This is a genomic window from Acinetobacter sp. LipI_15 (assembly GCF_058242865.1).
This window is the reverse complement of sequence record NZ_JBZAYN010000001.1, coordinates 3082919-3096745: the sequence shown is the minus strand read 5'-3', so window position 1 is coordinate 3096745 and position 13827 is coordinate 3082919. Positions and strand designations below refer to the sequence as shown.

The following is a 13827-nucleotide window of genomic DNA, read 5'->3' as shown; positions in this document are numbered from 1 at the left end:
AAGTTTTAGTGACTCAAAAGTTCCATCGCATGGTCATAACTGAGCGGACGATAAAAGTAAAAACCTTGTCCAGTATGACAATTACATTCTTTTAAGGTATCGACCTGTTCCGGTTTCTCTATACCTTCGACTAATATATTCAGGGAAACACTCGCACCAATTTGGGTAATCGCTTTGACAATGGCAAGTGCTGAACAGTCGGTATGCATGCGTTCCACAAAATTACGGTCTATCTTAATACAGTCGACAGGGTAATTACTCAAACGTGTTAATGATGAATGACCTGTACCAAAATCATCTAGAGAAATGTGTATGCCATGCTCTTTTAATAAATGGAGAGCGCGAATCACATAATTTGAGCCACGTTCTGACAGGCTTTGCTCGGTAATTTCGACCTCAATAATATCTGGTGATATACCAAACTGCTTTAAGCGATTTAGTAGTTTTTCCGCATAATCATCACGTAAAAATTCGACAGGTGCAGCATTTATTGAAATCGGTAGCGGTTGCAGTCCAAGTTCAATCCATTTTTGAATATCTTGAAAGATTTTAATTTGCATTGTTTCACTAATGCGTGAAGCCAATTCATAATCTTGAAATGCAGCAAAAATTTGAGAAGGTAATTGTAATTGTTGGTCTTTATCATACCAACGTAACAAGGCTTCAAAGCCGATAACTTGACTGTCAGAAAGACGAACTTTGGGCTGATAAAACGGAATAATTTGATTGGACTTAATCAAGCTGCGTGCAAGCGTTAATTGGCGAGTAGTATTTTCAAGGGTTTTTAACATAGTATGGTTGAACATTCGTACACCACCACGACCACTGCTTTTTAAATCATTTAGCGCAATATCAGCACATTTAAGTAAATTGGAGGTATTTTGTGCATCGCGTGGGTAGATCGCACAGCCAATACTCATACCAATATTGATACTTTGCCCATTATAGAAAATGGGCATGTCCATTTGCTGACAAGCGATGCTGGCAAAATTCTGTAATTGTTGTTGCGATTTTAAATTTGGAATAGAAATGGCAAATTCATCGCCACCTAAACGTGAAACTACAATATTTGTATCAAAACATTGCTGAAAATGCTGCCCAAGGGTATGCAGTAAATGGTCTCCTGCACTATGACCTAAGGTGTCGTTAATATGCTTAAAATAATCTAGATCGATCAATAACAAACCCAGTTGTTGCTGATGTTCTCGCGCCACTTTTAATTGGCTTTTAAAGACTCGACTAAACGCACGGCGGTTTAATAAACCTGTTAAATCATCTTGTTCAATGATGCGTTGAAGTTTATTTTCTGCAAGTCGCTGTATCGTAATATCACGTGATACACAGAGGATTTCTTTGACTTGGCCATATTCGTTGAATACTGGGCTGAGCATATTATCCCAATAAGCCAAGGGTTCATCTGCTACTTGGCTCATGCCGACAAAGCGAGATATTTTGCCTTCTTTGGCTTCGGCAAAAGCATTCAAACACGCGTCACGGACTTCTTCAGGCAGTAATTTATGCCAAGACATACCAAACTCAGTTTCAGTTAGAGGTACGCCCAGAGCTAAACATCCCGCGCGGTTCATATGCAGAACTTGACCGTCTAGACTTAATAATTTTATACAGTCGACACTAGCATCTAACATTTGATTACGACTATTCAGTTTTTCTCGTAATTCAGCGAATTGATTATCTTGTAATTGTATATTCTTGGCTTGGGGCATTTTTTGAAATAAATTTATAGGTAGATCAATGCCTTGTTGAACTTGAACGATTCGCTTTTGCTTTGTTGATTGCTTCATACAATCTGTCCAATTGGGTCAGGCAAGTCTAAAATGGGATATCTAGCCGATCATACTTTAATTTGATCGATAAGGGATAGGATCTCTTGTTACATTATAGTTAACATTCGCCTAAGGATTTTTACATGCAAGATACTTAAATAACGACATCAAACCAGCCTCTTAAATTGAATATCGAATAAAGCAAAGATTCTGCCAAGGCAGTGTTAGAATAGAAAAAACGTCCCCAATTGCCGGAAACGAAATAATAAGATGTCAGACAGCCAAATTCCTCTTCCTGAACGCATGCGTCCTCATGATTTATCGCAAATTATTGGACAAGATCACCTATTAGGTGAAGATGCACCGTTACGTCAGATGATTGACCAAGGGCATTTACCATCGATTATTTTTTGGGGACCACCGGGTGTAGGTAAAACCACGATTGCGTTGTTGTTGGCGCAGGCTGTTGACCGACCATTTATTAGTTTATCTGCGCTTAATACTGGGGTGAAAGAATTACGTGAAATCATCGCCGATGGTGGAGATTTACTGACACCTGTGGTGTTTATTGATGAAATTCATCGTTTTAATAAGTCACAACAAGATGCCTTACTGAATGCTGTCGAAAAGGGCAAAATTACCCTGATTGGTGCAACCACAGAAAACCCTTCATTTGAAGTTAACAATGCCTTATTGTCGCGTTGTCAGGTGTATACCTTAAATGCTCTGGATAATGACGCAATTCAGCGCTTATTGGATCAAGCCATTCACCAAGATTCGTTTTTAAAAGAGCGTTATATTCAAATCGAAGAATATGAAGCTTTATTTCAATTTGCCGCAGGTGATGCTCGTAAAGCATTAAATCTTTTAGATTTAATCGCCAGTACGTTTGAGCCAGACTTAGAAAATATCATTAACAATGCGGTGGTAGTCAAAGTTGCGCAGCAAAATATTGCACGCTATGACAAATCGGGCGAACAGCATTACGATTTAGTTTCGGCTTTTATTAAGTCGATTCGAGGCAGTGATCCAGATGCCGCTTTGTATTGGATGGCTCGAATGCTCAAAGGTGGTGAAGATCCTGTCTTTATTGCTCGTCGTATGTTGATTGCGGCATCAGAAGATATTGGCAACTCAAATCCAAATGCCTTGCTGTTGGCAGGAGAATGCTTCCGATCTGTGCAGGCAATTGGTATGCCTGAGTGTCGAATCATTTTGGGGCAATGTGCGGTGTACTTGGCAACCAGTGCAAAAAGTAACAGCACTTATTTGGCCATAAACAAAGCTTTAGATTTGGCAGAAAAAACCTCGAATCTACCCGTGCCATTGCATTTGAGAAATGCACCAACCAAATTGATGAAAGAGCAAGGCTATGGCGTGGACTATTTATATCCACATAATTATCCTGAACATTTTGTCATGCAAGACTATATGCCGCCTGAACTGAAAGGCACTAAGCTGTATGAGTCTGCACGCAATAAACGTGAAGTCGAAGGTGAGCGTTTGCAGCAACGTCGTTGGATGCAACAACAACAGCAACAATGATTTGAATGATCATAATGGAAAGGCGCTGCGGCGCCTTTTTTTATGTCTATTTCACGCAAAAAAAAGCCCAACTCAAGGCGAGCTGGGCTGAAAAAATAGGATGTCTTTGGGGAGATACATCCTAGAGGGTAGATGGAAAATCTGGTCGGCATACACATTGGAAACTTATAGATCCTGGTGCTGCCTGGTATGTGGCTATCTTAGTGTGAACTTGGCTAAATGTGAAACAGAGGATTTTTATGGTTAACATTTGTTTTTTCGATCATAGATTAATCGAGTAATATTTCATTAAAAAACCGAGCTAAAGAGCTCGGTTTTTCAAATCGATGAACGACTTAGATATCAGAAAGGTCGATACCTAAACGCGCAGCAACTTCTTCATAAGCTTCAACCACACCGCCTAAACCTTGACGGAAACGGTCTTTGTCGAGTTTTTTCTTAGTGTCTTTGTCCCATAGACGGCAGCCGTCTGGAGAGAATTCGTCACCCAGTACGATACGGTCGTGGAACACACCAAATTCAAGTTTAAAGTCAACAAGCAGCATGTTGCCTGCATCGAATAGACCTTTAAGTACTTCGTTTACTTTATAAGTCAATTCTTTCATTTGAGCGAGTTGTTCAGCAGTCGCCCAACCTAAAGCAATCGCTTGTGATTCATTCACCATTGGGTCGCCTAACGCATCGTCTTTGAAGAACAATTCGAAAGTTGGCGGAGTAAGTTCTTTACCTTCTTCAACGCCTAAACGACGGCAAAGTGAACCTGCTGCATAGTTACGAATTACGCACTCTACAGGAACCATGGTTAATTTTTTCACTAAAACTTCAGTTGGAGAAAGAAGTTTTTCGAAATGAGTTTCGATACCAGCCGCAGCCAATTTTTCCATGATAAAGGCGTTAAAACGGTTGTTCACCTTACCTTTGCGATCCAGTTGTTCAATTTTTTCACCGTTGAATGCAGAAGCATCGTCACGGAAAACTAGGATGAGGTGGTCAGAACTATCTGTTTCATAAACAGATTTCGCTTTACCAGTATAGAGCAAGGTTTGTTTTAACATGAGGGAACCTTTTTCGAGAAAAAATGCCTAGTACGACTAGGCTGGCCAATTTTGGTAAATCTGAGCTAACAGATCTGCAGCTTTTTCTTTGTCTGCAAAACTGTTATCGGCATTGAACACAGCGATGTTATTGCTTGAACCTACAGAAGAAAGTCTTAAGACATAGGTCTGCTGATCGACCTTGACGGTTACTTCGTAACGGTTTTTGCTCTGACCAACAATGGTATGGTTAAGGCTGCTGAGGGTAGCAAGTGTGTATTGCCAAATTGTAGCAGAATTTCCTTCAACTTTGATCAGTGGATTTTGATTTCCATCCACCAATAGTTGAGGGCGGCTAATATTTGTACTGTCTGTTGAGGAATCTGCGACGACATTATTTTTTTCCGCGGCTGGACGCGGAAGGGCATAGCGATTGCCACGCTTATTTTCAAGCTTTGGTGCATGCTCAATTGCTAGCGGGTCAACTGATGGAGCAGGATACAAAGGCGTTGCAGGACGAACCATTGACCCTTCAGGGTATTTCAGCGGTTCAACATCTGTGGTTTGTTTATAGTCCAGTGTGCCATTATTAAAGGCAAGTGAACTACAACCGGCTAATGTAAATACTGAAAGTGCCAGGCTAAGTCCTAAACGTAATTGCATGATGTTTGCTCTTCTTTATTTGATAACGCCCGCAGTGATGAGTGCTTCACGAAGCGGAGTACGATATTGTTCTGCAAGGGGTGTTAATGGTAAGCGAATGCCTGTTTCAATCAGGTTCATCTCATGAAGTGCCCATTTCACAGGAATTGGGTTCGATTCGCAAAATAAAATTTGATGTAAATTTGCAACAGTATTGTTTTGTTGCTCGGCTTGGACTGCGTCACCCGCCAAAGCGCTTGCACACACTTCGCTCATTTCTTTTGGCGCCACGTTCGCAGTAACCGAAATGTTGCCTTTAGCACCTAAACCCATTAACTGATAAGCCGTTGCATCATCACCTGAGTACACCACCATATCTTTGCCTTTAAGGCCTTCAATGAGTTCTTGACCACGAGGAACATCGCCAGTGGCGTCTTTAATGCCCACGATTTGTGGAATATCAGCAAGACGGATCACGGTGTCGTTGTGCATGTCTACACCGGTTCGGCCAGGTACATTGTACAAAATTTGAGGTAAATCAACAGCTTCAGCAATCGCTTTGTAGTGTTGATACAGGCCTTCTTGGGTAGGTTTGTTATAGTATGGTGTAACTAATAATGCCGCATCTGCACCTAATTCTTTGGCTTCTTTGGTGAGTTCAATTGCTTCGTGGGTTGAGTTTGCACCTGTGCCGGCAATAATTGGAATGCGTTTGTTCGCCACACGGATGATTTCTTTGATCACCTGAGTGTGTTCGGCCATGCTCAAGGTAGAAGCTTCACCTGTAGTCCCTACAGCAACAATACTATTGGTGCCTTGCTTTATATGCCACTCAACCAGCTTCTCGAGGCTCTTCCAATCTACGCTGCCATCTTCAAACATTGGGGTGACGATTGCGACAATTGAACCTTGAATGGTCTGAGCTTGCTGAGTCATTTTGAAAAGCTATCCTATTTGTCCATCCGACAAGATGAAATATTGATTTCTGGATGGTTTCGAATTTTGATTTGTAGCATGTTCATTGGGCTATACCCAAGTTGAATAATGCTTACGCAAATTATGACTGATCAAACGCATAAGAACAATATGCTTTGGTCAAAGCCATAAAATTCTTTATACAAATCAAACTTAAAACAATCAAGTGTAAAATAGCGGTTTTTTTGCAGCCTGAAAATTGTTCAGCAAGGGCTGAATCTTGAAAATGTTTTATTCAATCGAGAGGGTTGGCATGGTTGATGTGATTAATTAAATCATCAGCAAAAGGTTGATCTATGTGTATTCCGTGCTTTTTAATCAGAATTTAAGATTAAATAACAATGACTAAAGATTTAAAAACTATATCAATTCGCTCGGGTTTTATTACAAATGATTGTTAAAAACTTGGGTAATAATCTTTTTTATATCTAATAGAAATAGACATGTTTTTATGAGTGTTTAAAAAGATCGCTTGATTTGACTGTTCATTGCACGATTCATATTTTTTTATTTTAAATTTTTAATTGTTTTTACGACTTTGTGACTTAAAGCACAAAAACTATTACACCATGCACGTAATCCAATTTTGGACGAAAGGCTTCAACTTATTGGTAGTTATATCCTTTATAAGGCTCAGCGATGATGCGACTTAATTTGAACGCTGATGACAACAAGGATTCTCCAATGGAAAAGTCAGATAATAAGCATGCTATTGTCACGGTAGCAATCTGCTTCCTTATTGCCGTAATCGAAGGTCTGGATATTCAGGCTGCAGGTATTGCAGCAGCAGGGATTCGTGAATATTTCGGGCTGGATAGCTCGCAGCTAGGGGTGTTTTTTAGTGCCGGTATTTTAGGATTATTACCTGGTGCTTTGGTGGGTGGTCGGATTGCAGACCGAATGGGCCGTAAAAAAGTATTAATTTGGTCTACGGGGATGTTCGCCATCTTTACCTTATGTACGGTATGGGTAAATAGCTTCCATAGCTTACTCGCTGTACGTTTTCTTGCAGGTGCAGGTTTAGGTGCAGCAATGCCAATTTTAATTACCTTGGCATCTGAAGCGGTAACACCACAAAATCGTGGTCGTGCAGTCGGTTTGATGTACTGTGGTATGCCTGTGGGTGCGGCAATCTTGTCATTAGTTGCAATGACGGACTTCGGTGCAAACTGGAAAAATATTTTCTATTTAGGCGGTTTATTACCGATTGTTGTGATTCCATTGATGATTTGGTTCCTGCCCGAATCGCGTGAATTCTTGAAAGCCAAAGATCAAGCGGTTCAAGCGACCGCCAATGGCGAAGTGCAACAAGGTGCTTTCAAAAACCTCTTTAACACAGAAAACCGTTTACGTACTTTCTCAATTTGGGTGAGCTACTTCTTCACCTTGATGGTGGTGTACATCATGTTGAGCTGGTTACCGTCGTTGTTCACCGAACTCGGTTTCACTCGTAAAGATGGTGCAACTGCGCAGTTCTACTTCATGGTGAGTGCAACCATTGGTACGATCATTTTAGGTATGTTGACTGATCGTTGGAAGAAAGCTTATGTGATCATTTTGATGTACGGCGGTATTTTGGCAGGTCTATTTGCGCTGAATGGTGCAGGTTCATTGACTCAAATGTACATGGCGTCAGCTTTAGTTGGTGCATTCGTGATTGGTTGCCAAGGTGTATTGTATGCCTTCGGTGGTATCGTGTATCCGACACAGTTACGTGGTACGGGTGTTGGTGTCGCTTCAGCCGTTGGTCGTGTCGGTGCAATGTTAGGCCCTGCAATTGCGGGTCAGTTATTGGCAGCAGGTTTTGGTGCGGCAGGGGTGATTACCGCGGCAATTCCATGTATCGCAATCTCTGCAATATTTATGTTGTTATTGGTACGTCGTATTCCATCATAAGGAACATGCCATATCAAAAAAAGCCCGCATATTGCGGGCTTTTTTATGGCGACAATAGAAGTCGCACTAATGCTCTAAACCAATATAAATAAATGTATTTTATGTAAAAATACAGCAGAAAGAGAAAACAAAAAATCAACGTAGAGGGGCTATGTCAGCAAGAAAACTGGTCGCAATTTTTAAAGTTGATCAACGTGAATTCAGTTTGTATCTACATCAATACGAATTTATCTTGGAACTCAAACCTGTATTTCAAAGAAATCGCCAACAGCCGAGAAAAAATGCGTGGTTGGCCTTTGCCGATGAACCTACCCTAGAAGATGTTGCTGAAAATATTAATGCATTTGAGGTCATGCAACAGACACGCAGCCATTTATTAAAATATATCTTTAAACATCAACCGCGATATTTTTATTTTCATGCTTCGACTCGGCGAAAAGCCCGTATTTACCCACGATTTGCACAGCGGCTGGTTGAGCATTTGCCCAAGTATCGGTATTGTCAGGAAGGACAGTCATTTTATTTTTATGCACAGGACTGAATACTAAGGCTTTTAAAATATGAGCGAATCAGTAGAGTCGCCGAAAATGCATGACAACGGATGGAGAGATATGCAAAAAAATACAGCGCTGATTGTGGTCGATGTACAAAATGGTTTTACCCTAGGAGGTCAGTTGGCTGTTGCCAATGCCGATCAAATTATTCCAGGGATTAATCAACTGGGGCAATACTTTACGAATATTGTGCTGACTCAAGATTGGCATCCAGCCGACCATATCTCTTTTGCTGAAAATCATCCTGAGCATGTACCTTATGACAGCATAGAGCTGAATTATGGAACGCAAGTATTGTGGCCGACGCATTGTGTACAAGGCACACAGGATGCCGAATTGCATCCTGATTTAAATTTACCAACGGCGCAGCTAATTATCCGTAAAGGTTTTCATCAGCATATCGACAGCTACTCTGCTTTTATGGAAGCAGATCAGAAAACCTCAACAGGTTTGGCGGGCTATTTGCGCGAACGCGGTATTGATACAGTCTTTGTGGTGGGGATCGCCACGGATTTTTGTGTTGCATGGACGGCAATGGATGCACGTAAGCTTGGTTTTGAAACTTTTGTGATTGCTGATTTGACCAAAGGGATCGATTTACAGGGTTCTTTACAGCATGCATGGCAAGACATGTTGGCGAATGGGGTGAAGCGTATTTACCTGAAAGATATTGTGCAGCAGCATGCACAGGCATTATCTTTGGCATGACCCAGTGGGCTCAGTTGAGAAAAGGCACAAGGGTGTGCCTTTTTTTGTCCCTGTTTTTAAATGGAAGATGCCTATGTCGGCTTTCTTAAAATTCACTCAATTTGTGCAGAAAACATTTGCGATTTGGGTGGTGCTGTTTGCAGCGCTCGCCATGTTTTTTCCCGATGTATTTGTTTGGTTAAAAGCATATATCCCATGGATGCTAGGCATCATTATGTTGGGTATGGGCATGACCATGACACTGCAAGATTTTAAAAGTGTATTGCAAAGTCCTAAAGCTGTGATGATCGGGGTTTTGGCACAGTTTATTGTGATGCCGGGATTGGCTTTTTTCTTATGTAAATTATTACAACTGCCGACAGAAATCGCGATCGGGGTTATTCTTGTCGGTTGCTGTCCGGGTGGAACGGCCTCTAATGTCATCACCTATATGGCAAAAGGTAATACCGCATTATCTGTTGCCTGTACCTCTGTTTCGACATTACTCGCACCGGTTTTAACCCCTGCGATTTTCTATTTGTTAGCAAGCCAATGGATTGAAATTAATGCGGCATCGATGTTGGTTTCAATTTTACAAGTGGTTTTATTTCCGATCATTGTGGGGTTAATGATTCGAACTGTCTTTAAGCACCGAGTGGATGCCTATATACAGGTCATGCCATTGGTTTCTGTTGTGGCAATTGTAGCGATTGTGGCAGCAATCATTGCGGGTAGTCGAACACAGATTTTGCAATCAGGTTTACTGATTCTTGGGGTAGTGGCCTTACATAATGGCTTGGGCTATCTATTGGGTTTTTGGGCCAGCCGACTATTTAAATTGCCCTATGCAGACTGTAAAGCAGTATCAATTGAAGTCGGGATGCAAAACTCAGGTTTGGGTGTGGCATTGGCGGCGACCCATTTTGCCGCTTCACCTCTGACCGCTGTGCCGAGTGCGATTTTTAGTTTGTGGCACAATATTTCGGGTCCTGCACTGGCAACCTATTGGGCAGCGCGGACGAGTGAGCCCAAAGCATTGGAACAAGACAAGCCTGTGCAATAAACAAAAAACAATTCAGTAAAATAGAGGGTAATCTCCCTCTTTTTTTATGTCGAAAATAAATTTTACGATTTGATGAACAGTGTTTTAGGGAATTGCATGCCTTTTTAATTGATTAATGCTATTTGTAACATAAGTGTCATCTCCGCTGCCTAACATGCCGGCAACCACTTTAGATATAGACTGTTTCAAACAGCATTGAGAGGGTATGCAACATTTTCAGCATTCATCAGAGACCTATTATAATCGTGAATTGTCACTTTTAGATTTTAATCGACGGGTCTTGGCTCAGGCACTCGATTCAAGTTTACCTTTACTTGAACGCTTGAATTTTCTCATCATTTTTTCACGCAATTTAGATGAATTCTTTGAAATTCGCATTGCGGGGCTGATGAAACAACGAGATTTGAATGCGATTGCACGGACGCCAGATGCCATTCCGACTGAAGTGGTCTTAGATGAACTTTCCCAAGTGATTCATGACACGGTTGCAGAGCAATACCAGACCCTCAATCATGCTGTATTGCCTGCATTACAAAGTGAAGGTATTCGCTTTATTCAATTTAAAGATATTTTAGAAAAACATCGGGCGTGGATTAGCCATTATTTTAGTAAAGAAGTTCAACCAGTCTTAACACCGATTAGCTTAGATCCATCGCATCCGTTTCCGCGCTTGGTCAATAAAAGCCTCAACTTCATTGTGAGCCTAGAAGGTAAAGATGCCTTTGGTCGTGCCATTGAAATGGCAATTGTGCCTGCGCCACGTTCGTTGTCGCGTTTAATCAAAATGCCCGCCGAGGTTGAAGGCAGTGCAGAGACACAAATTTTCCTGACCGCCATTATTCAGCAACACATCAATGACCTATTTCCGGGGATGAAAGCGACGGGCTGTTATGCCTTTCGAGTGACACGCAATGCAGATTTAGTTCTGGCTGAAGATGTGGATGACTTGGCGGTGGCATTAAAAGATGAATTGTCTTCACGGCGTTTTGGTCGGGCAGTTCGCTTAGAAATTGAAGCTGATTGTCCCCAATGCATTATTGATTATTTGTTAGATGAATTTGATTTGAGTGAGCAGGAGCTCTATCGCATTGACGGCCCGATCAATTTATCGCGTCTCAGTGCCAGTTTTAATCGGCCTGAACTGAAATATCCGGTCTATACACCGATTATTCCTAAAGTTTTTCGTAAACAAACCGCGATTTTTGATGTATTAAAAACACAAGATGTGTTGTTACATCATCCGTTTGACTCCTTTCAACCGGTTATTAACCTATTACGTGAAGCTGCAAAAGACCCTCAGGTTTTAGCCATTAAGCAGACGCTTTATCGCAGTGGGCCAGATTCGGACATCGTACAAGTTTTGGCGGAGGCGGCTCGCAACGGTAAGGAAGTAACCGCAGTTATAGAACTTCGGGCGCGGTTTGATGAAGAATCCAATATTACCGTGGCCAATATATTGCAAGAAGCGGGCGCTGTCGTGGTGTATGGCATTGTGGGCTATAAAACCCATGCCAAGATGATTTTGATTGTACGCCGTGAAAATAATCAGTTGTTACGCTACGCCCATTTGGGAACAGGTAATTACCACGCAGGCAATGCGCGGATGTATACCGATTATGGCCTGATGACGACGCATCCCGATATTTGCGAAGATGTGCATCGCATGTTTCAGGAACTGACAGGCATGGGCAAGATGGCGAAGCTGAAAGCGTTATTGCATGCACCATTTACCCTGCATACTGAATTACTGAAACTGATTGAACAGGAAATTATTGCTGCACAAGCGGGAAAATACGCAAGAATTATTGTGAAGGTCAATGCACTCACGGAACCGCAACTGATTGCTGCTTTATATCGCGCATCGCAAGCAGGGGTGCGTGTAGATTTAATTATCCGTTCGATTTGTTGTTTGATTCCTCAGGTCAAAGGGATGTCTGAGAATATTCATGTGAGATCTATCGTCGGACGCTTCTTAGAGCATACTCGAGTGTATTATTTTGAGCATGCAGGCGAAAAACGATTGTACTGTGCCAGTGCCGATTGGATGGGACGTAACTTATTTTCACGGGTCGAAACCTGTTTTCCCATTTTAGAAAGCCGTTTGAAAAAACGTATTATGAAAGATTGTTTACTTAACTATTTGGAAGATAATCAAAATGCATGGGAAATGCAGTCGAATGGGCAATGGGAGAAAGTCGCGGTTGAAGCAGGTACCGAACCGCATAACGCGCAAAAATATTTGATTGCACAGAAAATTTCGACTGTTTAAGACAAAAAATCCCGACTTAAGTCGGGATTTTTGATTTCGCTCAAACCTTTACGAGGCTTTTGCCTGTTTGGATTTTAAAATTTCAGTTCTGAAGTTTTGAGCCAATTCAGCGGCATCACTGTCCATCCCATTGAGCATAAATGCATGACGAGTGAGCACATTGGTCGGATTTGGCAAACTGACCAATTGGAAATGATCTGAAATCTCTTTGAGCAAAGTTGTCGGCACATGAATGGCACTTTCTTTAGCAACCAATTGTTGGACTAAACGTTCAGCCGCTTGCACAGAAGACAATTGCATGGCTTCGACAGAGCTTGAAATCGCGCTACGGGTTTGTAAAACGAAACGTTTTTCTTCACGGTAGCGTTTATATAAAACATCTGAAAGCAATTGGAATACTGAGCTGATCATGGTGAGGCAACGCAGCGCATCTGGAGTGTCAGCGGTCATGCTGATGGTTGCGCCATGTTCATCAAACTTATGTACCGTACTGATGTCAGAACTGTTCAATTTATAATGTTGAACACAGAGTTCTGTGGTTTTATTTAAGAAAATTTGGCAGAGATTAAAATACGGCACAGACACGGTTTTGTTGACGCTATCGAGCAGCTGTTTCGGATCATAAAATTGAATATTTAATGCCAAGCTGTTGCTGTCGAGAACCACTGGTTTCATGTCTTTATGCTGTTTTGCTTTTGCTTGCGCATTTTGCTGCGCTTGAGCAATCGCCACAGCGGCATTATGTTTTTCTTGTTCTAAAGCCTGCGCTAGCGTTTGAATTTCATGTTTTAGACGTGATTCATTGTTGATTCGCGCTAAATATTCAGTACGACTTGGACGTGCAATAGCGCGATACGCCAACCATAACAAGCCATGTAAGAATAATGAAAATAGAATCGCAGCCCATTGCGTACGTAAGATTTCACCAATACTTGGTTTAATTAAGGTGATTTCAACCGTTCCGACTTTCTTTTCGTTTTGCAGGGCATCTCGAACAAAGATTTCACCGTCACGGGTTTTGGTCAAACCGCCTGTGGCTAAAACTTGATTATTGGCATTTAAGATGCGGATGGAAGCCACGCTCGGGTTGGTTGCATAGCGGTCAGCAAGTAAGGCTAATGATACAGTATTGGCCGGCTCAAGCTCAGATAGGCTGTCTGTAACCAATTGACTGGTCATCAGTTGTCCCTGACTGGCACGGTTTTCGTTCAGTTGGTGGGTTGTTGCCAATACCAATAAAAAGGTATGCAAAGCAAAACAAACTACTAATAGGCTAGCAAATAGCCCTTGTCTAGGCGCATTCAACGTAAACTTCCAAGGCAATTCTATTCAATTTAGATTATGATTCTTACATTAGTTGTAGCTCAGACCCGAGTCA

At 41.7% G+C, this 13827-nt stretch carries 11 protein-coding genes; 6 read left to right on the top strand and 5 right to left on the bottom strand.

From position 1 onward, the window contains the following. Positions 1-5: 5 nt before the first annotated feature. The gene (locus tag AC4CU0_RS14660; RefSeq protein ID WP_490743407.1) at positions 6-1802 is read right to left on the bottom strand and encodes a sensor domain-containing protein; all 1797 of its coding nucleotides are present in this window, start codon (positions 1800-1802) and stop codon (positions 6-8) included. A gap of 252 nt (positions 1803-2054) precedes the next feature. On the opposite strand from AC4CU0_RS14660, the gene AC4CU0_RS14655 reads away from it, so the two are divergent. Continuing rightward, complete coding sequence (locus tag AC4CU0_RS14655; protein ID WP_180036032.1) at positions 2055-3329, top strand: replication-associated recombination protein A; 1275 nt, start codon at positions 2055-2057, stop codon at positions 3327-3329. 335 nt (positions 3330-3664) lie between these two features. On the opposite strand, the gene purC is transcribed toward AC4CU0_RS14655, so the two are convergent. From purC to dapA, 3 genes are read right to left on the bottom strand one after another with little or no spacing between them, the layout of a single operon-like run. Continuing rightward, complete coding sequence (purC, locus tag AC4CU0_RS14650) at positions 3665-4384, bottom strand: phosphoribosylaminoimidazolesuccinocarboxamide synthase (protein ID WP_078190626.1); 720 nt, start codon at positions 4382-4384, stop codon at positions 3665-3667. 36 nt (positions 4385-4420) lie between these two features. Further along, the gene (locus tag AC4CU0_RS14645; protein ID WP_078193263.1) at positions 4421-5026 is read right to left on the bottom strand and encodes a lipoprotein-34 precursor (NlpB); all 606 of its coding nucleotides are present in this window, start codon (positions 5024-5026) and stop codon (positions 4421-4423) included. A 15-nt stretch (positions 5027-5041) separates the two neighbouring features. Beyond that, positions 5042-5941 (bottom strand): 4-hydroxy-tetrahydrodipicolinate synthase, encoded by a 900-nt coding sequence (dapA, locus tag AC4CU0_RS14640; protein WP_078193262.1) that lies wholly within the window; start codon positions 5939-5941, stop codon positions 5042-5044. Between the two features lie 723 nt (positions 5942-6664). Here dapA and mhpT point away from each other — a divergent pair. The 5 genes from mhpT (at position 6665) to ppk1 (ending at position 12449) form a co-directional block, all read left to right on the top strand. Further along, positions 6665-7876, top strand: coding sequence for a 3-(3-hydroxy-phenyl)propionate transporter MhpT (gene mhpT / locus AC4CU0_RS14635; protein ID WP_180004342.1), 1212 nt, complete (start codon positions 6665-6667; stop codon positions 7874-7876). 151 nt (positions 7877-8027) lie between these two features. Beyond that, the gene (locus AC4CU0_RS14630; protein ID WP_490743406.1) at positions 8028-8417 is read left to right on the top strand and encodes a hypothetical protein; all 390 of its coding nucleotides are present in this window, start codon (positions 8028-8030) and stop codon (positions 8415-8417) included. A 70-nt stretch (positions 8418-8487) separates the two neighbouring features. Continuing rightward, complete coding sequence (gene pncA, locus AC4CU0_RS14625) at positions 8488-9138, top strand: bifunctional nicotinamidase/pyrazinamidase (protein ID WP_490743520.1); 651 nt, start codon at positions 8488-8490, stop codon at positions 9136-9138. A gap of 73 nt (positions 9139-9211) precedes the next feature. Further along, positions 9212-10180, top strand: a complete 969-nt coding sequence (locus AC4CU0_RS14620) for a bile acid:sodium symporter family protein (protein ID WP_180008617.1) — start codon at positions 9212-9214, stop codon at positions 10178-10180. A 205-nt stretch (positions 10181-10385) separates the two neighbouring features. After that, entirely contained in the window at positions 10386-12449 is a 2064-nt protein-coding gene (gene ppk1 / locus AC4CU0_RS14615; RefSeq protein WP_490743405.1) for a polyphosphate kinase 1, read from the top strand. 48 nt (positions 12450-12497) lie between these two features. Here the strand turns inward: ppk1 and AC4CU0_RS14610 are convergent, their stop codons facing one another. Further along, entirely contained in the window at positions 12498-13754 is a 1257-nt protein-coding gene (locus AC4CU0_RS14610) for a hypothetical protein (RefSeq protein ID WP_180116843.1), read from the bottom strand. Positions 13755-13827: the final 73 nt, after the last annotated feature.